Below are 21,552 nucleotides of genomic sequence, written 5' to 3' on the forward strand. Positions count from 1 at the left end.
ATGCCCGCAGGATGCGCGCCCGGCCTCAGCCGCGGCGCACCCAGACTACCTTGCCGGCCTTGACGCCCAGGGTGCGGCGCTGCGGGTTGTAGTCCATGGTGCCGGGGAACTGCTGGCCGTCGCGCTCGCCCAGGCGCCACGCGCAGCCCTGCAGCAGGCCGATGACCTCGGCCTCGGTCTTGCCGACCAGGGCATCGTCGGCCAGCTTGTCGGCGGCACAGCCCTCGGGCGTGCCACGCGCGCCTTGCGGGCCGGTCGGCGCGGGCGCCGGCGGCTGCGCCGCGCAGGCTGCCAGCAGGACCCCGCCCGCCGCCAGCGTGGCGGCCTGGCGCGTCCAGCAGAGGATAGTTCGCATCGCAATCATGTTGTTCTCCTGATGGGTATGGCGAGTATGAGGACGCTGGGACCCGCGGCATACCGCAGCGTTCAGCTTCCTTGCACACCGATATGAAACTTTTGCCGGATTGCCATGTATTGTGCACATTTTCCGTGTGGCCTCGGCTTGATCTGGATAAACCGGGCTATAACCCATGCGTGCTATCAGTGAGTAAGCGGGCCGGCAACATCCCGCCCCACTCCACCCACCGCGCATCCCCTTGCGCCTTCCCTGGGAGCAACGCATGACCGCAATGATGAAAGCCGCCGTTTTTGTCGAGCCTGGCCGGATCGAACTGGCAGACAAGCCCATCCCGGATATCGGCCCCAACGATGCCCTGGTGCGTATCACCACCACCACCATCTGCGGCACCGACGTGCACATCCTCAAGGGTGAGTACCCGGTGGCGAAGGGCCTGACCGTGGGCCATGAACCCGTCGGCATCATCGAAAAGCTCGGCAGCGCGGTTACGGGATACCGCGAAGGCCAGCGCGTGATCGCCGGCGCAATCTGCCCCAACTTCAACTCGTACGCGGCGCAGGACGGCGTGGCCTCGCAGGATGGCAGCTACCTGATGGCCAGCGGGCAGTGCGGCTGCCACGGCTACAAGGCGACCGCCGGCTGGCGCTTCGGCAACATGATCGACGGTACCCAGGCGGAATATGTGCTGGTGCCCGACGCCCAGGCCAACCTGGCGCCGATCCCCGATGGCCTCACCGACGAGCAGGTGCTGATGTGCCCCGACATCATGTCCACCGGCTTCAAGGGCGCGGAAAACGCCAATATCCGCATCGGCGACACCGTGGCCGTGTTCGCGCAGGGCCCGATCGGGCTATGCGCGACCGCCGGCGCGCGGCTATGCGGCGCCACCACCATCATCGCCATCGACGGCAACGACCACCGGCTGGAGATCGCGCGCAAGATGGGCGCGGACGTGGTCCTGAACTTCCGCAACTGCGACGTGGTGGACGAGGTCATGAAGCTGACCGGCGGGCGCGGCGTGGATGCCTCGATCGAGGCGCTGGGTACGCAGGCAACCTTCGAGCAGTCGCTGCGCGTGCTCAAGCCCGGCGGCACGCTGTCCAGCCTGGGGGTCTACTCAAGCGACCTGACCATTCCGCTGTCGGCCTTCGCCGCAGGGCTGGGCGACCACAAGATCAACACTGCGCTGTGCCCCGGCGGCAAGGAGCGCATGCGGCGGCTGATCAATGTGATCGAGTCGGGCCGCGTCGACCTGGGCGCGCTGGTGACGCACCAGTACAAGCTGGACGACATCGTCGCGGCCTACGACCTGTTCGCCAACCAGCGCGACGGCGTGCTGAAGATCGCCATCAAGCCGCACTGACGGCGGCGCCCCAGGTTCAGCCCTTGGCCCGGGCGGCCAGCGCCTGCATGGCGTCGGCCGGCAACGGGCCGTGGCAGGTGCGCTCGCCGCCGGACTCGCTGACCACCAGCCATACCTCGCCGGGCTTGTCCTTCGGGTGCAACAGCCAGGCCGGGCCGCGCGCGCTGCTGCTCGGCGGCAGGTCTTCCAGTACGCCGGTGCTGGCCGATTGCAGCATCACCGCGCAGTCGGTGGCAGGCACGCGCGTGGCCTTGAGGAAGGCCCCATTGCCCAGTACTTCGGGCAACGCCGAGTCCGATGCGCGCAGGAAGGAATCGACATCGAACTTGCTGGCGCCGCCGCCGCTGCTGGCGCATGCCGCCAACAGCAGCGCGCCGGCACTGGCCAGCAGCACGGCGCGCTGGCGGCGCCGGGAACGGATGGTGACTGCGGGACCTTCCTGCGGATCGTTCATGGCGGGCCTCACTGCTTCATCACATCGGCGCCCTTGGGCACCGTGAACCGGAATGCATCGGCCGCCAGCGGCGGGTTCTTCTGCATGCCCGTGAAGGTCAGCAGGGTGGTGTTGCCGAACGCGTCGCGCAGCTCCATGGCCTCAAGATTGCCGGCCTTGAAGCCGATGCCGATGCGCTCGAACTGCGTGTCCTTGGCCTTGGGCGTCAGCTCCAGCCACTCTACGCCATCGCGCGTCGCGCCGTTCTTGACCACGAAGTTCTTTTCCAGGTCATTGCTGCCGAACAGGATCGCCGCCGGGCTGGAGCCGAGCGCGCCGTCGAGCTTGCGCTCGGTGACCTGGTTCAAGTCCTTGTCGTAGATATACAGGGTCTGGCCGTCGGCCTGCAGCAGCTGGTCGTAAGGCTTGGTATAGCGCCAGGTGAACTTGCCCGGGCGCGAGAACACAAAGGTGCCGCTGGAGGTGCCGGTCACCTTGCCGTTGGCGCCCTGCCCCTTGACCTGGCGCTGCGTGAACTCGCCGCGCGCGCTCTTCACGCCGGTGACAAAACTCTGCAACTGGTCGGTGGCGGCGGCATGGGCCGGCGCCTGGAGGGCAAACATCGCCAGCGCGGCGCAAGCCGACACGAGGATGCGGTTTCGCATGGTTCGGGTCCTGGTAGTTGTAGGTGCGTTGCCTGCGCCGCGTCGGGCACGGGCAACCTGTCCTTTTAGAGCCGCCGGCGGCCCGGGGATTCCGCGCACCGCACGTCGGCGGGTAACCGGATATTACGAGGGCTGCGCGAGCGGCGCTCAGTCATCTTCGCGGGCAGCACCCGCGCCCTGCACCAGGATGTCGCGGTTGCCGTTGCCCGACATGGCCGAGACCATGCCGGCCTTTTCCATGTCTTCGAGCAGCCGCGCGGCACGGTTGTAGCCGATGCGCAGGTGGCGCTGCACCAGAGAGATCGACGCGCGCCGGTTCTTCAGCACCACCTCGACTGCCTGGTCGTACAGCGGATCGGCCTCGCCACCGCCACCGCCAATGCCGGCACCGCCGCCAAACCCGTCGCCGCCGCCGGCGTCCTCGGTCAGGCCGCCTTCGAGGATGCCCTCGATGTAGTTGGCTTCGCCGGATTCCTTGAGCTTTTCCACCACGCGGTGGACTTCCTCGTCCGACACAAAGGCGCCGTGCACGCGCACCGGCAAGCCGGTGCCCGGCGCCAGGTAGAGCATGTCGCCCATGCCCAGCAGGGCTTCGGCACCCTGCTGGTCGAGGATGGTGCGCGAGTCGATCTTGCTGCTGACCTGGAACGCGATCCGGGTCGGCACGTTGGCCTTGATCAGGCCGGTGATCACGTCCACCGACGGGCGCTGCGTGGCCAGCACCAGGTGCAGGCCGGCCGCGCGCGCCTTCTGCGCGATGCGGGCGATCAGCTCTTCCACCTTCTTGCCGACCACCATCATCAGGTCGGCCAGCTCGTCGATGACGATGACGATGGTGGGCAGCCGGTCCAGCGGCTCCGGGGCGTCCGGGGTCAGGCTGAACGGGTTGGGGATCTTCTCTTCGCGGGCCGCGGCCTCATCGATCTTCTTGTTGTAGCCGGCCAGGTTGCGCACGCCCAGCTTGCTCATCAGCTTGTAGCGGCGCTCCATCTCGCCGACGGCCCAGTTCAGGGCATTGCCGGCCTGGCGCATGTCGGTCACCACCGGGCACAGCAGGTGCGGGATGCCCTCGTAGACGCTCATTTCAAGCATCTTCGGGTCGATCAGGATCAGGCGTACGCTTTCCGCCTTGGCCTTGTACAGCAGCGACAGGATCATCGCGTTGATGCCGACCGACTTGCCCGAGCCGGTGGTGCCGGCCACCATGCAGTGCGGCATGCGGGCCAGGTCGGCCACCATCGGCTTGCCGGCGATGTCCTTGCCCAACGCCATGGTCAGGCTGGACGCGCTCTCGTTGTAGACCTGCGAACCAAGGATTTCCGACAGGCGCACGGTCTGGCGCTTCGGGTTGGGCAGCTCCAGCCCCATGTAGTTCTTGCCCGGGATGGTCTCGACCACGCGGATCGACACCAGCGACAGCGAGCGCGCCAGGTCGCGCGCCAGGTTCACCACCTGGCTGCCCTTGACGCCGGTGGCGGGCTCGATCTCATACCGTGTGATGACCGGGCCCGGGTAGGCCGCCACCACCTTGACCTCGACGCCGAAGTCCTTGAGCTTCTTCTCGATCAGGCGCGAGGTGAATTCCAGGGTCTCGGCGCTGACGGTTTCCTGGTGCGGCGGGATCGGGTCCAGCAGCGACAGCGGCGGCAGGTCAGAGTCCTGGATATCGGCGAACAGCGGCTGCTGCTTCTCGCGCTCGACGCGCTCATGCTTGGGCACCGCCTGCGGGCGCACGATCTGCACCGGCGCTGCTTCTTCGATGCGCACGCGTTGCACCTCGACGGTTTCCTTGCGCTCGGTCTTGGCGGCCTCGCCGATAATGCGGTCCTGCTTGCTCTCGCGGCGGGCCTTGAAGCCCAGGAACAGGGTCTCGACAAAGCCGCCGACGTGCTCGGCCACGGTCAGCCAGGAGAAATGGAAGAACAGTGACAGCCCGATCGCCAGCAGCAGCAACAGCAGCAGGGTCGCGCCGGTGAAGCCCAGCGCCACCTGCAGCCAGCCGCCCAGCAGATCGCCCAGCACCCCGCCCGGCGCGCGCGGCAGCGCGGCGCGCAGCGGGTACATGCGGATCGCCTCCAGGCCCATGCTGGAGAACAGGGTCAGCCCGAAGCCGATCCAGCTGACGGTCACGCCCTGGCGGTGCAGGCCGTGGTCCGCGCGCTCGGGCAGCTCGGCGGTCAGCGTGCGCCAGCCGCGCCAGCAGCGGCGCACCAGCAGCACCGCCAGCCAGTAGGCGGAAAAGCCGAAGATAAAGAACAGCACGTCGGCCACCCAGGCGCCGACGCGGCCGCCCAGGTTGTGGATATCGGCCACCTGGTTGGCATGCGACCAGCCGGGATCGGTCTTGCTGTAGCTGGCCAGCACGCACAGGAAGCCCAGCGTGACGGCCAGCAGCAGAAACCAGCGGACCTCGCCCAGCAGTTTGCCGATGCGGGATGGCAAGGCTGAGGGATCGGTGCGGGTGGTCGTGGTAGCTCGGGCCATGCCTGGTTAAGACTCGCGTGTAAGGTGATTCCGGATGCGTTTCGGGCCGATGCCGGCATCGGTCAGTGGTCACTCACCGGGTGGCTGACGGTCATCGTGGCGGCCATTTTAACGTGGCCCGAGACTATCGCACTCATTGGAATTTGCAACAGTGAGCAAATGCGGCTCCTCTTATAATGTCGCTTTCGAGCAATGCCGGTGGGCAGCATGCCGCACCGGCCACAGGAACGCATCATGGCAAAACACGCAAAAGTGCTGATTCTCGGTTCTGGTCCCGCCGGCTACACCGCCGCGGTCTACGCGGCCCGCGCTAACCTGGAGCCGGTGCTGATCACCGGCCTGGCACAGGGCGGCCAGCTGATGACCACCACGGACGTCGAGAACTGGCCGGGCGATGCCAAGGGCGTCCAGGGTCCTGAACTGATGCAACGCCTGCTGGCGCACGCCGAGGAATTCAAGACCGAAATCATCTTCGATCACATCCACACTGCCAAGCTGGTGGACGACAACGGCCAGCCGGCCCGCCCCTTCCGCCTGATCGGCGACGCCGGTGAATATACGTGCGATGCGCTGATCATCGCCACCGGCGCCTCGGCGCAGTACCTGGGCCTGCCGTCCGAAGAGTCCTTTATGGGCCGCGGCGTGTCGGCCTGCGCCACCTGCGACGGCTTCTTCTACAAGAACCAGGAAGTGGCCGTGGTCGGCGGCGGCAACACCGCCGTGGAAGAGGCGCTGTACCTGTCGCATATCGCCAGCAAGGTCACCGTGATCCACCGCCGCGACAGCTTCCGCGCCGAGCCGATCCTGGTCGACCGCCTGCTGCAGCGCGAAAAGGAAGGCCGCGTGGTGATCCGCTACGACAGCGTGCTGGACGAGGTGCTGGGCGATGAATCCGGCGTGACCGGCATCCGCGTCCGCGGCACCAAGACCGGCCAGGCCGAGGACCTGAAGCTGGCCGGCGTGTTCATCGCCATCGGCCACAAGCCCAACACCGACCTGTTCGAAGGCCAGCTGGCCATGGAAAACGGCTACCTGGTGACCAAATCGGGCCTGCAGGGCGACGCCACCGCCACCAGCGTGCCGGGCGTGTTTGCCGCCGGCGACGTGCAGGACCATGTCTACCGCCAGGCCATCACCAGCGCCGGCACGGGCTGCATGGCCGCGCTGGACGCCCAGCGCTTTGTCGAAGCCCTGAAGTAAGCACAGCTCCCTCCGCCGGCCGGGCCGTCACGGCCCGCCGGCGCGTCCCCTTTGGCACCTCGTGCCGCCCTCCTGCTGCCCCGCCAGTCGATATAATCGGCGCCGAGCCCCCGGAGATTCTCAATGACGCACGGCGCCCGCAAACCCGACCGACCGCCCCAACGATTCGGCCTGAACGACCTTGCCAGGCTGCGCGACACCCTCAAGGCCGATACCGAGCGCCGAGAAACCGAGCGCGTGGCCGCCGAGCAGGCCGCCCAGCGCGCCCGCGAGGAGGCCGACGTCTTCCGCACCAGCGTGGGCCAGGTCAGCCAGCTGCGCGACCGCAACCGCGCCCCCGTGCCCGCCAGCAAGCCCGCCCCGGTGCCGGTGCAGTCGCGCCGCAACGACGAAGCGGTGCTGGCGGCCTCGCTGTCCGATGATTTCGACGTGGAAAGCCTGCTGGAAACCGACGAGACCCTGTCGTTCCGTCGGCCCGGCATCGGCATGGACGTGATCCGCAAGCTGCGCCGCGGCGAATGGGTGCCGCAGGACAAGGTCGACCTGCACGGCCTGCGCAGCGACGAGGCGCGCGAGGCGCTGGCCGAGTTCCTGCGCCGCTCGGTGCGCAACGGCGTGCGCTGCGTGCGCGTGATCCACGGCAAGGGCCTGGGCTCGCCCGACAAGCAGCCGGTGCTCAAGGGCAAGGTGCGCAGCTGGCTGGTGCAGAAGGAAGAAGTGCTCGCCTTCGTGCAGGCGCGCGAGGCCGAAGGCGGCGCCGGCGCACTGATGGTGCTGCTGCGCCAGCCGCGCACCTGACGCCTCGCCGCGGATGCACGTTCCGCTTGACTTGCTGATGGGGCGGCTGCCCCTGATCCTCCACATCATGGAGGTGATCGGCGTGCTCGCCTTTGCGGTTTCGGGCGTGGTTGACGCGCGCAAGCAGCGCCTGGACGTGGTCGGCACCTTCGTGGTGGCGTTTGCCACCGCCTTTGGCGGCGGCACCGTGCGCGACGTGCTGCTGGACCGGCGCCCGTTCTACTGGGTCGACCACGAAGGCTACGTGCTGCTGATCTTCGTGATGTCGTTCGGCGCCTCGTTCGTGCTGCGCGTGGTCAGCCGCGTGGCCTCGGACCGGGCCATGATCGTGGCCGACGCGATCGGGCTGGGGCTGTTCTCGGTGACCGGCGCCTCGCTGGCGCTGGTGGCGCAGATGACGCCCACCGTGGCGGTGATGATGGGCATCATCTCGGCCGTGTTCGGCGGCGTGGTGCGCGACGTGCTGTGCAATGAGGTGCCGATGATCCTGCGCGACCGCTCGCCCTACGCCACCTGCTCCTTTATCGGCTGCTGGATCTATGTCGGCATGAGCTGGCTGGCGGTGCAGCAGGAAGCGGCGCTGCTGACCGGGGCAGTGGCGATCATCGCCATGCGGCTGGTGTCGGTGCGCTACGGGTGGAAGCTGCCCAGCTGAACGCCACCCCGCCAACAAAAACGCCGCCTCGCAAGGCGGCGTCTTTCTGTCCTGGCCCGTGGCTCAGACCGCGGCTTCGTCCTGCTCGCCGGTGCGGATGCGGATCACGCGCTCGATCTCGGTGACGAAGATCTTGCCGTCGCCGATCTTGCCGGTGTGGGCGGCCTTGACGATGGCGTCCAGCACGGTGTCCAGCTGGTTCTCGGCCACCACCACTTCGATCTTGATCTTGGGCAGGAAGTCGACCACATACTCGGCGCCACGGTAGAGCTCGGTATGCCCTTTCTGGCGGCCAAATCCCTTCACTTCGGTCACCGTCAGCCCGGTCACGCCGACGTCGGCCAGGGCTTCACGCACCTCGTCGAGCTTGAACGGTTTGATGATGGCGGTAATCTGCTTCATGACTGGCCCCTGTTTATCGTTTGTTCACGCGCCTGGCGGCGCATCGCCGCGGTCGCGGCGCTCTCCGGCTGGCATTTTACCAGTCATTGGCGCCACGTATTCCCCGCTATCCCTCGCCCGGCGCGGCCAGAACGTTCGCCAGTGCGCACCGCGTGGCGGCCCGCCGGCGCCCAAGGCTGTGGACAACCCTGTGGATACCAGACCGGAAAACCTGTGCAAAGCCTGTGCAAGCCCTGTGCACAGCACTTGCTCAGGCCTCGCCGCGAAAGCGGCGCCGGTAGTCCGACGGTGCCACCCCGACCCGGCGCAAAAAGGCGCGGCGCAGGTTGTTCGGATCGCTGAAGCCGGCCAGCGCCGCCACGCGCTTGAGCGGATGGCGCGAGCCCTCCAGCAGCCGACGCGCGGCATCGATGCGCGCGGCCTCGACAAAATCCGCCGGCGTCACCTGGCATTCCTGCTTGAAGATGCGGGCAAAGTTGCGCGCGCTCATGCCGGCATGCGCCGCCAGCGCCTCCACCGACAGGTTGCCCGCCAGGTTCTCGACCACCCAGCCCTGCACCTCACGGATCGCGTTGCGCTCGGCGGTCTGCGCCGCCAGGTGGGCACTGAACTGCGACTGCCCGCCCGGACGCTTGAGGAACATCACCAGCTCGCGCGCCACGCGCAGCGCCACGGCGCGGCCGAAATCCTCCTCGACCAGAGCCAGCGCCAGGTCCAGGCCCGCGGTCACGCCGGCCGAGGTGTACAGGTTGCCGTCCTTGACATAGATCCGGTCCGGTTCGACCTGGACGCCCGGAAACAAGCGCGCCAGGCGGTCGGTGGTGTTCCAGTGCGTGGTGACGCTGCGCCCGTCAAGCAGGCCCGCATGCGCCAGCACCATCGCGCCGGAGCAGACCGACCCCATCCGCCGCACGGTCCGGGCCTGCCGTGCCAGCCAGGCGCTGACGGTCTCGTCCTGCTGCTGCTGCCGCAACCCCGGGCCGCCTGCGACCAGCAGCGTGTCGATATCGTCACTGCAAGTATCGAGCGTCGCGTCCGGCTCGACGCGCATGCCGTTGGAGGCAGTCAGCAGACCCGGGACCGGCGCGATGATCTCGAACTGGTAGGCGTCAGGCTGCCCGGCCTGGCGGGCACCTTCGTGGAACACGTCAATGGGGCCGGCGAGGTCCAGCATCTGGAAGCCGGGGAAGGCAACGACGGCAATCTTCATGGCAGCAAGGCAGGGGACCGGGGCGGTGGCCGGCGGTTGGCTGGCGCGTGGCTGATATTGGCAGTCTAGGCAGATTCCGCCAGCGCGGAGGGTCAGCGGTAACGCACGATGGTGATCTCGACGATGCGCTGCGACTCCGCCAGCGCGGTGTGACTGCCGGCGCGCTGCAGCGCGACCACTCGGCTGCGCTGGTCGCCGAGCAGCGCAGCGTCGCCGCCCGCTTCGCGCACGCGGCTGGCCACCCGCTTCAGCAGGAAGCGTTCGCCGATCCAGCCTTCCGGCGTTTCCACGCTGGTGTAGGCCAGCACCTCGTAGGGCCGCGGCGGTTCGCCGCGCATCCAGATATCGACCCCGTCGACATGCTCGCGTGCACCGCCCTGCCCGTGCCGCAGCACGGGTTCGCCTTCGTGGCGCCGGATCGGCGCCTGGATGCAGGCCGCGAGGCCCAGGCAGCACGCCAGCAGCAATCCAGCCATGCTGGCTCTTTTCATGTTTCGTCTAGTCATTCCTGTCTTTCCTCTCACTACGGATCAGAACCGGGGCGCAGTCTAGGCAGGAATTCCGGCGCTGCGCGGGCGCTGGCAGACATCGCGATTGGTTTGGCTGGATTTGACGTGTCTAGCGCCTTTCGGCCAGCAAGAGCGGCAACCATAATTCCTTTCACCAGGCCCCGTCCGATCCAGGACGCGGCCCCGGCAACCCTCCCGCCAGGCACGCCAAGCCGGCGCCCCCACTGAAAAGCAGACCCACCCCTATGACTCTTGCAGCCTATCCCGCGGCCACCCTGCCGGCGCCGCGCAGCTCGGTGAAACACCTTCCGGTCAACCTGTTCGGCGCCGTCATGGGCCTGTCTGGCCTGTCCATGGCATGGCGCGGCGCCGGCTCCGCATTCGGCGTCAGCCCCGTCATTGGCAACGCGGTTGGCGTGGTCGCGGTGCTCGCCTTCCTGGCGCTGGCCGCCGGCTACCTGGCCAAGTGGCTGCGCTACCCGGACGCGGTCAGGGCCGAGTTCAGCCACCCCGTCGCCGGCAACTTCTTCGGCACCATCGCGATTGCGATCCTGCTGCTGTCGTCGGTGGTCGGCGCGCATCACGAGACTCTGGGCCAGACGATCTGGACGCTCGGCACCGTGATCACCGTGGGGCTGACTTTTGTCATCGCCGGGCGGCTGCTGCACGGCCGGACCGAGGCGGCGAACGTGGTGCCGGCGTGGCTGATCCCCGGCGTGGCCACACTGGACATCGCCGTGGCCGGCGGCACCATGCCGATGGCCTGGGCGCATGAAGTCAACCTGCTCGCCGTCGGCGTCGGCACCGTGATCGCGCTGGTGTTCTTCACCATGATCATCTCGCGCCTGATCCACCACGATCCGCTACCGGCCGGCATGGTGCCGTCGCTGATCATCCTGATCGCGCCGTTCGAGGTGGGCTTCCTGGCCTACGTCAATATGACCGGCAGCGTCGACATGTTCGCCGGCATGCTGTTCTACTTCGGCCTGTTCCTGTTCCTGCTGTTGTCGTGGCGCGTGTTCCGCCGCCCGGCGCCGTTCGCGCCGTCGTGGTGGGCCATCAGCTTCCCGATGGCGGCGCTATCGAACGCGGCGCTGAAGTACGCCGGGCACGAGCAGTCCGCCGTGCTGGCCTGGCTGGCGGGACTGATCCTGCTGGTGCTGACGACCGCGATCGTGGTGCTGTTCGTGCGCACGCTGCACAGCCTGTTCACGCATCGCCTGCTGGCCGCCTGAGAGATGTCCTGGACCCTGTTGGCCGTTGCCGGCCTGCTTGAAATCGCCTTCGCCTTCGGCATGAAATGGTCGGCCGGCTTCAGCCGGTTCTGGCCCAGCGTCTATACGGTCGCCACCGGGATGGCCAGCATCCTGCTTCTGACGCTGTCGCTGCGCGTGCTGCCGGTGGGCACGGCCTATGCGGTGTGGACCGGTATCGGCGCGGCGGGCACCGCGATGCTCGGGATGCTTTGGCTGGGCGAGCCCGCATCGCTGGCGCGCATGGGCTGCATCGCGCTGATCCTGGGTGGCGTGGTGGGGCTGAAACTGGTTTCCGGCCCGGCGCCATGACAATCACGCAGTCAGAAAAATGGCCCGCTCGATGCGGGCCATTTTTCTTATCGGCAAGAAACGGTCATCAATCCGGCACCTTCTCCAGGTCCGCCAGCCACACCACCGACTCTGAATCGCTCGGCGCACGCCAGTCACCGCGCGGCGACAGTGATCCGCCCGAGCCCACCTTGGGCGCGTTCGGGATGCACGAGCGCTTGAACTGGCTGGTGCGGAAGAAGCGGTCCAGGAAGATCGCCAGGTTGCGCTTGATCTCCGGCAGCCCGTACTGGTTGCGCACCACATGCGGGCCGTTGGGCCATACGCCGCGCTCGCGGTCGCCCCAGGCGTGCAGCGCCAGGAAGGCGATCTTGGACGGCGTGAAGCCGAAGCGCAGCGTGTAGTAGAGGTTGAAGTCCTGCAGCTCATACGGGCCGATGGTGCTCTCTGTCTTCTGCTCGGGGCCGTGGTTGCTGTCGCCCGGAACCAGCTCGGGGCTGATGTCGGTGTCGAGCACGGCCAGCAGCACGTCGGAACCGCCCTCGCCCACCTGCCCGGTCTCAGCCACCCAGCGCACCAGGTGCGAGATCAGCGTCTTGGGCACGCTGGCGTTGACGTTGTAGTGCGACATGTGGTCGCCCACGCCATAGGTGCACCAGCCCAGCGCCAGTTCACTCAGGTCGCCGGTGCCGATCACGATGGCATGGTGGAAGTTGGCCAGCCGGAACAGGTGGTTGGTGCGCTCGCCGGCCTGCACGTTCTCGAAGGTCACGTCATAGACCTTCTCGCCGGCGGCGTACGGGTGGCCCAGGTCCTTCAGCATGGCCAGGCACGACGGGCGGATATCGATCTCGGTCGCGGTGCAGCCCACCATCTGCATCAGCTGGCGCGCCTGCAGCAGCGTGCGGTCGCTGGTGGCAAAGCCCGGCATGGTGTAGGCCAGGATATTGGCGCGCGGCAGGCCCAGGCGGTCCATCGCCTTGGCGCAGACCAGCAACGCGTGAGTGGAATCCAGCCCGCCCGAGACGCCGATCACCACCTTGCTGATCTTGCTGGCCGACAGGCGCTGCACCAGCGCCTGCACCTGGATGTTGTAGACCTCCATGCAGCGTTCGTCGCGCTGGCGCGGATCGGCCGGCACGTACGGGAAGCGCGCCACGTTGCGCGCCAGCGGCAGCGATTTTTCCAGGGTCAGGTCGAGCGGGAAGCGCACCACACGGAACTTGTCCACTTCTGCCTTGTGCCGGCGCACCGAGTGGCCGAAGGTCACCTGGTGCATGCGCTCGCGCGACAGCCGCTCGACATCGATATCGGCGCAGAGCAGGTGCGAGGTATCGGCAAAGCGCTCGGATTCGGCCAGCAGCTCGCCGTTCTCGCAGATCAGCGCCTGGCCGTCCCAGGCCAGGTCGGTGGAGGACTCGCCCTTGCCGGCCGAGGTGTACAGGTAGGCCGCCAGGCATCGCGCCGACTGCTGCGAGACCAGCTGGTGCCGGTAGCCGGCCTTGCCGACCACGATATTCGAGGCCGACAGGTTGACCAGCACCGTGGCCCCGGCCAGCGCCGCGAACGACGACGGCGGGATCGGCACCCAGACGTCTTCGCAGATTTCCGCATGGAAGCGGAAGTCGGGGATGTCTTCGACATCGAACAGCAACCCGGCGCCGAACGGCACGTCCTGGCCCAGCAGCCGGATGGACTCGACCGCGGCGTTGTCGGCGGCGCTGAACTGGCGCGCCTCATAGAACTCCCAGTAGTTCGGCAAGTAGGACTTGGGCACCACGCCCTGGATACGCCCGCGCGCCACCACCACGGCGCAGTTGAACAACTGGTGCTCGACCCGTAGCGGCATGCCGACGATCAGCGCCGCCGGCAGCTTGCGCGAGGCCTCGACGATGGTGGCCAGCGCCGCCTCGCAGGCGTCCAGCAGCGCGCGCTGGTGGAACAGGTCGTCGCAGGTATAGGCGGAGATGCCCAGTTCCGGGAACGCCACCAGCACGGCGCCCTGCTGTGCCGCCTGCGCCGCCAGGGCAATGGTCTCGGCCGCGTTGAAGGCCGGGTCGGCCACCCGGCAGACGGGCACGCCCACCGCGACACGCGCAAAGCCGTGGGAATACAGGTTGAAAAACGGGTTCTTCATATCGGGCCTTGGTTATCGGACGGACCATGCCGCGCGCAGGCGGGCCGCCTGAAGCATCCCGGGATGCTTCGGCAGCACTGGTGACGAGGATGCTCCATTTTACGACGGCCGCCCCGCGCCTGCCGCGGGCACAGCAACGGCGCATCGTTTCCGGTAGACTCGCTCGATCCACAGACGGAAACTGGTGCAATGCAGTCTGAATCATGCGTGCCTGGCAAGGACCAGCGCCAGCCGGCACAGCACAAGCGCAAGGCGGCGGGCGACCCTGCGCAGGAATACCGTACCGAGATCATCTCCGACCTGGGCGAGATCGATGCCGCCGCCTGGGACGCCCTGGTGGCGCACCACGCGGATGCCACGCCGTTCCTGAAGCACGCCTTCCTGCATGCCCTGCACGCCAGCGGCAGCGCCTGCGCCGAAACCGGGTGGAACCCGCGCTACCTGACGTTATGGGCGCCGGGCAAGGACGGCCACCCGGAACGGCTGGCCGCGGCCATGCCGCTCTACGCCAAGGCGCATTCCTATGGCGAGTATGTCTTCGACTGGGCCTGGGCCGACGCCTATGCCCGCAACGGGCTCGAGTACTACCCCAAATGGCTGGCGGCAATTCCCTTCACGCCGGTGCGCGGCGCGCGGCTGCTGGCCGAAGACGCCCATGCGCGCCGCCTGCTGCTGCAGATGGCGCTGGCGCTGGCCGCCGAAAGCCAGATGTCGTCGCTGCACATCCTGTTCCCCGACGAGGCCGAGGCCGCCCTGATGCAGCAGGCCGGCATGCTGATGCGGCACGGCGTGCAGTTCCACTGGACCAACGACGGCTACGGCAGCTTCGACGACTTCCTCGCCACGCTGTCGCAGAAAAAGCGCAAGAACATCCGCGCCGAGCGCCGCCAGGTGGCGCAGGCCGGCATCACTTTCCGGCGCCTGCGTGGCGCGCAGATCGACAACGATGCGTGGAAGTTCTTCAACCGGTGCTATCGCCAGACCTACCGCGAGCACCATTCCACGCCCTACCTGAACCTGGATTTCTTCCGGCGCATCGGCGCCGCCATGCCGCAGCACCTGCTGCTGGTGATCGCCGAGCGCGAGGGCCAGCCCATCGCCAGCTCGCTGCTGGTCTATGACGATACGCCCGAAGTCAGCACGCTCTACGGGCGCTACTGGGGCGCGCTGGAGTACCACGCCTGCCTGCACTTCGAAACCGCGTACTACCAGCCGCTGGAATTCTGCATCGAGCAAGGCATACGCACCTTCGAAGGCGGCGCCCAGGGCGAGCACAAGATGGCGCGCGGCTTCCTGCCGGTGGCCACGCGCTCGGCCCACTGGCTGGCGCATCCCGCTTTTGCCGATGCCGTCGAGCGCTTCCTGGAACGCGAGCGCCAGGGCATCGACGCCTACCTGGACGAGCTGGGCGAGCGCAACCCGTTCGCCCGCGCCTGAATACGCGAGCCGGCGCTCAGCGCCACATCCGCCGCAGCGTATTGTCGCCCAGCATGTAGTGGTGGAACAGCGACGCCATCGCATGCAGCCCGATCACCAGGTAGAAGGCGGTGCCCAGGGTCTCGTGGATTGCCTTGACGGTGTCCTTCAGCGCCGGGTCGGCTGCCACCAGCGCTGGCACTTCTATCCCCAGCGAAGGCAGCACCAGCAGGTGGCCGCCAGCGTTCATCGCCAGCAGCCCCAGCAGCGGCTGGGCCAGGATATACAGGTAAAACACCCAGTGCATGGCCTCGCCGACCAACTGCATCCAGCGCGCGCCCGGCTCCAGCGCAGGCGCGCCGCGCACCAGGCGCCACAGCAGGCGCGGCACCGCCAGCACCAGCACCAGAGCGCCCGCCCATTCATGGACCGTCATCGCCAGCGCGCGCGGCGGCGTGCCCTTGGCAAAACTGCCCTTCAGCTCGATCGCGGCATAGGCCAGCGCCACCAGCAGGAATACCGCCCAGTGGAAGCACACCGCCAGCCGGTCATAGCGGCGCGACGGCGACAAGGCCTGCGGCGATGCCTGGATTTCGGTGATGGAATGCATGGGGACTCCTCTTGTCAGCACCCGCACAGCGTAGCGCAAGGCACTTGCCCAGGTACTGCGGTGCGTCAAGCGCGCGGCAACAAAAAACCCCGCCGGAGCGGGGCTTCTTCAGCGGAGGTTCAGCTTACTTCTTGTAGTTGGCCACGCCGTCGGTGATTTCCTTGTGGGCTTCCTCGATGCCGGCCCAGCCTTCGACCTTGACCCACTTGCCGGCTTCCAGTGCCTTGTAGTGCTCAAAGAAGTGCTTGATCTGGTCCAGCTGATTCTGCGGCACGTCCGACAGGCCCTTCATGTAGGCGGTGGCCGGCGACAGCTTATCCAGGGGTACGGCCACCAGCTTGGCGTCCACGCCCGACTCGTCGGTCATCTTCAGCATCCCGAGTGCACGGCAGCGCACCACGGCGCCGGCCAGGATCGGGAACGGCGACAGCACCAGCACATCCACCGGGTCGCCATCGCCCGACAGCGTCTGCGGGATGTAGCCATAGTTGGCCGGATAGCGCATGCCGGTGCCGATAAAGCGGTCGACGAACAGCAGGCCGGTTTCCTTGTCTGCCTCGTACTTCACCGGATCGCTCTGGGCCGAGATCTCGATGATGACGTTGAAATCGTTGGGGATGTCCTTGCCCGGGGACACGAGATTGAAGCTCATGCGATTCTCCAGATGCCTGCGGTGTGTTGTTGGATGGCGGGCATTATAGCGGCTCGTGCCTGACCGCAGGCTGACAACTGGGCCAGGCACGGCGCATTGCACGCTGGCCGGTGTCGGCGATAATGGCGCATTCTTCAGCCGTCACTGAATAGTGCAGCCGCCGTGCTGCCCCCCCCTGTTGCACCTGCTGCCCCGGAGCCACCCATGCACGCCCAGCACTTCGTCGCCAACCGCCTGATCGCGCCCGACAACGGCCTGCGCATCAAGGTCTTCGATCCGTCCAACGGCGAGCCGTTCGCCGAGATCGCACGCGGCAACGCCACCGATATCAACGTCGCCGTCCATGCGGCCCGCCAGGCCGCCGAAGGCGCCTGGGGCCAGATGGCGCCAGCCGAGCGGGTGCGCCTGCTCAACCGCGTCGCCGTGGCGCTGATCGCCCACGAGGACGAGCTGGCCGCGCTCGAGGCCCGCGACACCGGCAAGCCGCTGCGCCAGGCGCGCGCCGATGCCCGCGCCGTGGCCCGCTATTTCGAGTTCTACGCCGGCGCGGTCGACAAGCTGCACGGCCAGACCATCCCCTACAACCCCGGCTACACCGTGCTGACCGTGCGCGAGCCGCACGGCGTAACCGGCCACATCATCCCTTGGAACTACCCGCTGCAGATCTTCGGGCGCAGCGTGGGCGCGGCGCTGGCCACCGGCAACGCCTGCGTGGTCAAGCCGGCCGAGGACGCCTGCCTGTCGCTGCTGCGCGTGGCCGAGATCGCCGCCGAGGCCGGTCTGCCCGAAGGTGCGCTCAATATCATCACCGGCTACGGCCATGAAGCCGGCGCCGCGCTGGCGCGCCACCCGGGCATCAACCATATCTCGTTCACCGGCTCGCCCCAGACCGGCAAGCAGGTGGCCCAGCTGGCCGCCGAGAACCACGTGCCGGTCACGCTGGAGCTGGGCGGCAAGTCGCCGCAGATCGTCTTTGCCGATGCCGACCTGGATACGCTGGTGCCGGTGGTAGTCAACGGCATCGTGCAGAATGCCGGCCAGACCTGCTCGGCCGGCAGCCGCCTGCTGGTGGAGCGGCCAGTCTATGACGCGCTGCTCGACCGACTGGCGTCGGTGTTCGAGTCGCTGCGCGTGGGCCCGTCAGAGCTGGACCTGGAATGCGGCCCGCTGATCAGCCGCAAGCAGCAGCAGCGCGTGTGGGATTTCGTTTCCGATGCGCAGCACGCCGGCGTGTCGGTGATGGCTCAGGGCCAGATCGTGGCCGAGGCGCCGGAGGCCGGCTACTACCAGGTGCCGATGCTGTTCCGCGACGTGCCGCCGGCGCACCGGCTGGCGCAGGAAGAAGTGTTCGGCCCGCTGCTGGCCGCCATGCCGTTCGACACCGAGGCCGAAGCCATCGCACTGGCCAACGGCACGCCCTACGGGCTCGTGGCCGGGGTCTGGGCGCGCGACGGCGGGCGCCAGCTGCGCCTGGCGCACAAGCTGCGCGCGGGCCAGGTCTTTATCAACAACTACGGTGCCGGCGGCGGCGTGGAGCTGCCCTTCGGCGGCACCGGCCAGTCCGGCTACGGCCGCGAGAAGGGCTTCGAGGCCCTGTACGGATTCACCACCCTGAAAACCATCGCCATCCAACATGGGTAACATCAATTTCCTGTCCGTCGCCTTTGCCATCTTCTTCTTCTGGATGGCGTGGCATGTGCGGAACAAGCGCGCCACCAATCCTTCCGGCATGCCGCGGCTGCAGGTCTTCAAGCGCAAGTGGGGCGACGTCGTCGGCGACCGCGTGCACTGGTGCCTGTATGTGGCACTGCCCTTCCTGCTGGCACTGATGATGGTTGCCAATGCACTGCGCGGCCAGGGGCCGTTCTCGCATTAGGCATTGAGACCCCTCGCAGCACTGATCACCAGAACATAACCACAACACCAGGAGACAAGCCATGAGACTGGCCAACAAGGTAGCGATCGTCACCGGCGGCGGTTCCGGGTTCGGCGAAGGCATTGCCCACACCTTCGCGCGCGAAGGCGCCAACGTGGTGGTCGCCGACCTGCGCGAGGAAGCCGCCGAACGCGTCGCCGCCGCGATCCGCGACGCCGGCGGCCGGGCCCGCGCGGTGCGCGCCGACGTCTCGCGCGAAGCCGACACCGAAGCCATGCGCGAAGCCGCGCTGGCCACCTTCGGCGACGTGCATATCGTGGTCAACAACGCCGGCACGACCCATCGCAACAAGCCCATCCTCGAAGTCACCGAGGAGGAGTTCGACCGCGTCTACGCCGTCAACCTCAAGAGCATCTACTGGTCGGCGCGCGCCTTTATCCCGCACTTCCGCCAGCGCGGCGGCGGCGTGTTCGTCAATATCGCCTCCACCGCCGGCATCCGGCCGCGCCCGGGCCTGGTCTGGTACAACGGCAGCAAGGGCGCGGTGATCACCGCCAGCAAGGCCATGGCCGCGGAACTCGGCAAGGACAATATCCGCGTCAACTGCGTCAACCCGGTGATCGGCGCCACCGCACTGCTCGAAGAATTCATGGGCATGCCCGATACGCCCGAGAACCGCGCCAGGTTCCTTGCCACCATCCCGATGGGCCGCATGTCGACCCCGCAGGACGTGGCCAACGCCTGCCTGTACCTGGCCTCGGACGAAGCGGCCTTTATCACCGGCACCTGCATCGAAGTGGACGGCGGCCGCTGCGTCTGAGCCGGTCGTACCGTAGCTGTAAAACGCGTCACACAGAAGCGCCATATCCTCAGGAGACAGCATGACAACGACCGCAGTGAGCCCCGGCGTCAGCGACGCCGCCTTTGAAGACGCCACCTACCGCAAGGTCAGCTGGCGCCTGGTGCCCTTCCTCTTGATGTGCTACGTGGTGGCCTACCTGGACCGCGTCAACGTGGGCTTTGCCAAGCTGCAGATGCTCAACGACCTGCAGTTCAGCGAGACCATCTATGGCTTGGGCGCCGGCATCTTCTTTATCGGCTACTTCCTGTTCGAAGTGCCCAGCAACGTGATCCTGCACAAGGTGGGCGCGCGCATCTGGATCGCGCGCATCATGATCACCTGGGGCGCGATCTCGGCGGCGATGATGTTCGTCACCACGCCGACCATGTTCTACGTGCTGCGCTTCCTGCTGGGCATTGCCGAGGCAGGCTTCTTCCCCGGCATCATCCTGTACCTGACCTACTGGTACCCGGCCAACCGGCGCGGGCGCACCACCACCTACTTCATGACCGCGGTCGCGCTGGCAGGCGTAATCGGCGGGCCGCTGTCAGGCTGGATCATGCAGTCCTTCCACGGCCACAACGGCTGGTCCGGCTGGCAATGGATGTTCCTGCTCGAGGGCATTCCGTCGATCCTGGTGGGCCTGTGGGTGCTGGCCTACCTGGACGACCGCATCGCCCACGCCAAGTGGCTGTCGCCGGAAGAGAAGGCGCTGCTGGAGCGCAATATCGCTAGCGAGGATGCGCACAAGGAAGACCCGCCGATCCGCACCGTGATGTCCAGCCCGCGCGTCTGGCTGATGAGCGCGATCTACTTCTGCTTCGTGATGGGCCTGTACGGCGTCAGCTTCTGGCTGCCGACCATCATCAAGCAGACCGGCGTCAAGGGCGCGCTCGATATCGGCCTGCTGACCGCCATCCCCTATGGCTGCGCGGTGGTCGGCATGGTGCTGGTGGCCTACAGCGCAGACCGCAGCGGCGAGCGCCGCTGGCATATCGCGCTGCCCGCGCTGGCCGGTTCGCTGGGCCTGCTGCTGTCGGTGCAATGGCATAGCGACACCACGCTGGCAATGGTGGCGCTGACGCTGGCCACCATCGGCATCCTGACCACGCTGCCGCTGTTCTGGAGCCTGCCGACTTCCTTTCTGGCCGGCACTGGCGCGGCCGCGGGCATCGCGCTGATCAACTCGCTGGGCAACCTTGCTGGTTTCCTCAGCCCCTATGCGGTGGGCTGGCTCAAGGACCTGACCCACAGCACCGATTCGGGCATGTACCTGCTGGCCGCGTGCCTGGTGGTGGGCGCGGCGCTGACGCTGTCGGTGCCCAAGCGGCTGGTGAGCCAGAAATAACCCGCCCGCCAGGATCACGCGCCGTCAACGGCCCGTCCCCTGCGGGAAGGGCCGTTTTTCTTCCGGTACCTGCGAAGTCGCTCGCACGCCGCCTGCGGGCCACAATGCGCCGTCGGCTGACGCGGATGTAGGACCAACCCCGGCACTGTTGCCCACCCTTGAGCCCTAGGATGGAAAAGAGAGACCCGAAGTGATCCCACGGGGTCCTCCGGGGCATCTGATTCCGAAGCTCGCCCAAGGAGGCCACGATGCCGCAACTGCTCCCGTTTGCCCCTACCCGTTCGCTGGAAATTGTCGAAGCGCGCTTGGCACGCCGCTCGCGCGTCAAGCGCCTGGTGATCGCGCTCAGCGCCGGCGTGGTCGCGCTGCTGGCCCTGGTGCCGGCTGCCAGCCATGCGCAGGCGCCGGTGGTAGACACCAACCCTGCACCTGCCGCCCCGGCGCCAGTTGCCCCGGGCAGCACCATGGCCCCGACCCCGGGTGCCACGATGCCGGCCGCGCCGCCGGCCGACACCATGCCCCCTGCCACACAGCCCGCACCGGGCATAGCGGCGCCTGCCACGGCAGCACCGCCGCCGATGGCATCCCCGGCACCCGCGCCCACCGGCACGCCACCAGCTGCGCCGGCGCCACCGCCGATGGCAGCGCCCGCGCAGCCACGCCCGCCGCTGACCACGCCGCCCCCGCCGCCGCCGCGTGATGCCATGGTCCAGCGTACGGCCGGCTCGGTCGCCTATATCTGCGGCGGTGTCGCCGAAGACGAGCAGGTCGCGCTGCAATCGCAGGCGCGCAAGTACAACATGAGCCTGCTGTTCACGCAGGGCGCGCGCGGCGAGTACCTGTCCGACGTGGACGTCAAGCTGATGCGCGGCGGCAAGGAGGTCGCCAGCTTTATCGCCGACGGTCCGCGCTGCTTGCTGAAGGCGCCGTCGGGCACGTACAACGTGCGGGCGACTTACCAGGGCCGGACCAAGACCGCGACGGTCACCACCGGCGGCAAGAACGCGCAGATGCGCTGGTAATCAGCCGGGACGGCGCGCCGGTGGAGGGA

Annotated in this window: 22 protein-coding genes; 12 read left to right on the top strand and 10 right to left on the bottom strand. The window is 67.6% G+C overall.

The genetic code is table 11. The annotated features are described in order from the left end of the window. Nucleotides 1-25: 25 nt before the first annotated feature. Entirely contained in the window at nt 26-364 is a 339-nt protein-coding gene (locus AC3WL8_RS22970; RefSeq protein WP_013955813.1) for a hypothetical protein, read from the bottom strand. 256 nt (nt 365-620) lie between these two features. Here AC3WL8_RS22970 and AC3WL8_RS22975 point away from each other — a divergent pair, with 256 nt between their 5' ends. Next, nucleotides 621-1,721 (top strand): NAD(P)-dependent alcohol dehydrogenase, encoded by a 1,101-nt coding sequence (locus AC3WL8_RS22975; RefSeq protein ID WP_211980811.1) that lies wholly within the window; start codon nt 621-623, stop codon nt 1,719-1,721. Nucleotides 1,722-1,737: 16 nt separating this feature from the next. On the opposite strand, the gene AC3WL8_RS22980 is transcribed toward AC3WL8_RS22975, so the two are convergent. The 3 genes from AC3WL8_RS22980 to AC3WL8_RS22990 all read right to left on the bottom strand — a co-directional run bounded on the left by AC3WL8_RS22980 (nt 1,738) and on the right by AC3WL8_RS22990 (nt 5,303). Beyond that, nucleotides 1,738-2,175 (bottom strand): hypothetical protein, encoded by a 438-nt coding sequence (locus AC3WL8_RS22980; RefSeq protein ID WP_013955811.1) that lies wholly within the window; start codon nt 2,173-2,175, stop codon nt 1,738-1,740. Between the two features lie 8 nt (nt 2,176-2,183). Next, nucleotides 2,184-2,819: an outer membrane lipoprotein chaperone LolA gene (lolA, locus tag AC3WL8_RS22985; RefSeq protein WP_153954852.1), complete on the bottom strand. Its 636-nt coding sequence runs from the start codon at nt 2,817-2,819 to the stop codon at nt 2,184-2,186. Nucleotides 2,820-2,966: 147 nt separating this feature from the next. Next, on the bottom strand, nt 2,967-5,303 hold the full coding sequence (locus tag AC3WL8_RS22990; RefSeq protein WP_153954853.1) for a DNA translocase FtsK: 2,337 nt from the start codon (nt 5,301-5,303) through the stop codon (nt 2,967-2,969). 234 nt (nt 5,304-5,537) lie between these two features. Here AC3WL8_RS22990 and trxB point away from each other — a divergent pair, with 234 nt between their 5' ends. From trxB to AC3WL8_RS23005, 3 genes are all read left to right on the top strand, one after another. Continuing rightward, on the top strand, nt 5,538-6,503 hold the full coding sequence (gene trxB / locus AC3WL8_RS22995) for a thioredoxin-disulfide reductase (protein ID WP_010813000.1): 966 nt from the start codon (nt 5,538-5,540) through the stop codon (nt 6,501-6,503). A 123-nt stretch (nt 6,504-6,626) separates the two neighbouring features. Further along, on the top strand, nt 6,627-7,301 hold the full coding sequence (locus AC3WL8_RS23000) for a Smr/MutS family protein (RefSeq protein WP_013955808.1): 675 nt from the start codon (nt 6,627-6,629) through the stop codon (nt 7,299-7,301). 13 nt (nt 7,302-7,314) lie between these two features. Continuing rightward, nucleotides 7,315-7,956, top strand: coding sequence for a trimeric intracellular cation channel family protein (locus AC3WL8_RS23005; RefSeq protein WP_013955807.1), 642 nt, complete (start codon nt 7,315-7,317; stop codon nt 7,954-7,956). Nucleotides 7,957-8,019: 63 nt separating this feature from the next. On the opposite strand, the gene glnK is transcribed toward AC3WL8_RS23005, so the two are convergent. The 3 genes from glnK to AC3WL8_RS23020 all read right to left on the bottom strand — a co-directional run bounded on the left by glnK (nt 8,020) and on the right by AC3WL8_RS23020 (nt 10,074). Continuing rightward, nucleotides 8,020-8,358 carry a P-II family nitrogen regulator gene (glnK, locus tag AC3WL8_RS23010; RefSeq protein WP_006162803.1) on the bottom strand — a complete coding sequence of 113 codons (339 nt, stop codon included), beginning with the start codon at nt 8,356-8,358 and terminating at the stop codon, nt 8,020-8,022. Between the two features lie 250 nt (nt 8,359-8,608). Next, complete coding sequence (locus AC3WL8_RS23015; protein ID WP_153954854.1) at nt 8,609-9,568, bottom strand: GlxA family transcriptional regulator; 960 nt, start codon at nt 9,566-9,568, stop codon at nt 8,609-8,611. Between the two features lie 92 nt (nt 9,569-9,660). Next, nucleotides 9,661-10,074: a hypothetical protein gene (locus AC3WL8_RS23020; protein ID WP_013955805.1), complete on the bottom strand. Its 414-nt coding sequence runs from the start codon at nt 10,072-10,074 to the stop codon at nt 9,661-9,663. A 248-nt stretch (nt 10,075-10,322) separates the two neighbouring features. Between AC3WL8_RS23020 and AC3WL8_RS23025 the strand changes: the two genes are divergently transcribed. After that, nucleotides 10,323-11,312, top strand: a complete 990-nt coding sequence (locus AC3WL8_RS23025) for an SLAC1 anion channel family protein (protein ID WP_492378891.1) — start codon at nt 10,323-10,325, stop codon at nt 11,310-11,312. A 3-nt stretch (nt 11,313-11,315) separates the two neighbouring features. Beyond that, nucleotides 11,316-11,642, top strand: coding sequence for a DMT family transporter (locus AC3WL8_RS23030; protein ID WP_153954857.1), 327 nt, complete (start codon nt 11,316-11,318; stop codon nt 11,640-11,642). A 67-nt stretch (nt 11,643-11,709) separates the two neighbouring features. Here the strand turns inward: AC3WL8_RS23030 and AC3WL8_RS23035 are convergent, their stop codons facing one another. Beyond that, the gene (locus tag AC3WL8_RS23035) at nt 11,710-13,758 is read right to left on the bottom strand and encodes an NAD(+) synthase (RefSeq protein ID WP_013955802.1); all 2,049 of its coding nucleotides are present in this window, start codon (nt 13,756-13,758) and stop codon (nt 11,710-11,712) included. Nucleotides 13,759-13,947: 189 nt separating this feature from the next. On the opposite strand from AC3WL8_RS23035, the gene AC3WL8_RS23040 reads away from it, so the two are divergent. Beyond that, nucleotides 13,948-15,195: a GNAT family N-acetyltransferase gene (locus AC3WL8_RS23040; protein WP_153954858.1), complete on the top strand. Its 1,248-nt coding sequence runs from the start codon at nt 13,948-13,950 to the stop codon at nt 15,193-15,195. 16 nt (nt 15,196-15,211) lie between these two features. Here AC3WL8_RS23040 and AC3WL8_RS23045 read toward each other — a convergent pair whose 3' ends face one another. Continuing rightward, nucleotides 15,212-15,784 carry a cytochrome b gene (locus AC3WL8_RS23045; protein WP_153954859.1) on the bottom strand — a complete coding sequence of 191 codons (573 nt, stop codon included), beginning with the start codon at nt 15,782-15,784 and terminating at the stop codon, nt 15,212-15,214. A 124-nt stretch (nt 15,785-15,908) separates the two neighbouring features. Then, nucleotides 15,909-16,436, bottom strand: a complete 528-nt coding sequence (ppa, locus tag AC3WL8_RS23050; RefSeq protein ID WP_013955799.1) for an inorganic diphosphatase — start codon at nt 16,434-16,436, stop codon at nt 15,909-15,911. Nucleotides 16,437-16,640: 204 nt separating this feature from the next. Here ppa and AC3WL8_RS23055 point away from each other — a divergent pair, with 204 nt between their 5' ends. The 5 genes from AC3WL8_RS23055 (at nt 16,641) to AC3WL8_RS23075 (ending at nt 21,523) form a co-directional block, all read left to right on the top strand. Next, nucleotides 16,641-18,077 (top strand): aldehyde dehydrogenase family protein, encoded by a 1,437-nt coding sequence (locus tag AC3WL8_RS23055; RefSeq protein WP_492378892.1) that lies wholly within the window; start codon nt 16,641-16,643, stop codon nt 18,075-18,077. Further along, entirely contained in the window at nt 18,070-18,312 is a 243-nt protein-coding gene (locus tag AC3WL8_RS23060; protein ID WP_013955797.1) for a hypothetical protein, read from the top strand. The genes AC3WL8_RS23055 and AC3WL8_RS23060 overlap by 8 nt, the downstream gene beginning before the upstream one ends. A gap of 61 nt (nt 18,313-18,373) precedes the next feature. Then, nucleotides 18,374-19,132: an SDR family oxidoreductase gene (locus AC3WL8_RS23065; protein ID WP_153954861.1), complete on the top strand. Its 759-nt coding sequence runs from the start codon at nt 18,374-18,376 to the stop codon at nt 19,130-19,132. Between the two features lie 61 nt (nt 19,133-19,193). Next, nucleotides 19,194-20,501, top strand: coding sequence for an MFS transporter (locus tag AC3WL8_RS23070; protein ID WP_013955795.1), 1,308 nt, complete (start codon nt 19,194-19,196; stop codon nt 20,499-20,501). 248 nt (nt 20,502-20,749) lie between these two features. Next, on the top strand, nt 20,750-21,523 hold the full coding sequence (locus tag AC3WL8_RS23075) for a hypothetical protein (protein ID WP_153954862.1): 774 nt from the start codon (nt 20,750-20,752) through the stop codon (nt 21,521-21,523). Nucleotides 21,524-21,552 lie beyond the last annotated feature (29 nt).

The sequence above is a fragment of the Cupriavidus sp. FW305-F7 genome (assembly GCF_058782875.1).

Coding starts and splice junctions, on each gene's coding strand:
- AC3WL8_RS23055 (WP_492378892.1), top strand. CDS start 16,641: ATGCACGCCCAGCACTTCGTCGCCAACCGCCTGATCGCGCCCGACAAC.
- ppa (WP_013955799.1), bottom strand. CDS start 16,436: ATGAGCTTCAATCTCGTGTCCCCGGGCAAGGACATCCCCAACGATTTC.
- AC3WL8_RS22980 (WP_013955811.1), bottom strand. CDS start 2,175: ATGAACGATCCGCAGGAAGGTCCCGCAGTCACCATCCGTTCCCGGCGC.
- AC3WL8_RS23020 (WP_013955805.1), bottom strand. CDS start 10,074: ATGACTAGACGAAACATGAAAAGAGCCAGCATGGCTGGATTGCTGCTG.
- lolA (WP_153954852.1), bottom strand. CDS start 2,819: ATGCGAAACCGCATCCTCGTGTCGGCTTGCGCCGCGCTGGCGATGTTT.
- AC3WL8_RS23000 (WP_013955808.1), top strand. CDS start 6,627: ATGACGCACGGCGCCCGCAAACCCGACCGACCGCCCCAACGATTCGGC.
- AC3WL8_RS23060 (WP_013955797.1), top strand. CDS start 18,070: ATGGGTAACATCAATTTCCTGTCCGTCGCCTTTGCCATCTTCTTCTTC.
- AC3WL8_RS22970 (WP_013955813.1), bottom strand. CDS start 364: ATGATTGCGATGCGAACTATCCTCTGCTGGACGCGCCAGGCCGCCACG.
- AC3WL8_RS22975 (WP_211980811.1), top strand. CDS start 621: ATGACCGCAATGATGAAAGCCGCCGTTTTTGTCGAGCCTGGCCGGATC.
- AC3WL8_RS23030 (WP_153954857.1), top strand. CDS start 11,316: ATGTCCTGGACCCTGTTGGCCGTTGCCGGCCTGCTTGAAATCGCCTTC.
- AC3WL8_RS23045 (WP_153954859.1), bottom strand. CDS start 15,784: ATGCATTCCATCACCGAAATCCAGGCATCGCCGCAGGCCTTGTCGCCG.
- AC3WL8_RS23005 (WP_013955807.1), top strand. CDS start 7,315: ATGCACGTTCCGCTTGACTTGCTGATGGGGCGGCTGCCCCTGATCCTC.
- glnK (WP_006162803.1), bottom strand. CDS start 8,358: ATGAAGCAGATTACCGCCATCATCAAACCGTTCAAGCTCGACGAGGTG.
- trxB (WP_010813000.1), top strand. CDS start 5,538: ATGGCAAAACACGCAAAAGTGCTGATTCTCGGTTCTGGTCCCGCCGGC.
- AC3WL8_RS23075 (WP_153954862.1), top strand. CDS start 20,750: ATGCCGCAACTGCTCCCGTTTGCCCCTACCCGTTCGCTGGAAATTGTC.
- AC3WL8_RS23025 (WP_492378891.1), top strand. CDS start 10,323: ATGACTCTTGCAGCCTATCCCGCGGCCACCCTGCCGGCGCCGCGCAGC.
- AC3WL8_RS23035 (WP_013955802.1), bottom strand. CDS start 13,758: ATGAAGAACCCGTTTTTCAACCTGTATTCCCACGGCTTTGCGCGTGTC.
- AC3WL8_RS23065 (WP_153954861.1), top strand. CDS start 18,374: ATGAGACTGGCCAACAAGGTAGCGATCGTCACCGGCGGCGGTTCCGGG.
- AC3WL8_RS23070 (WP_013955795.1), top strand. CDS start 19,194: ATGACAACGACCGCAGTGAGCCCCGGCGTCAGCGACGCCGCCTTTGAA.
- AC3WL8_RS23015 (WP_153954854.1), bottom strand. CDS start 9,568: ATGAAGATTGCCGTCGTTGCCTTCCCCGGCTTCCAGATGCTGGACCTC.
- AC3WL8_RS22990 (WP_153954853.1), bottom strand. CDS start 5,303: ATGGCCCGAGCTACCACGACCACCCGCACCGATCCCTCAGCCTTGCCA.
- AC3WL8_RS23040 (WP_153954858.1), top strand. CDS start 13,948: ATGCAGTCTGAATCATGCGTGCCTGGCAAGGACCAGCGCCAGCCGGCA.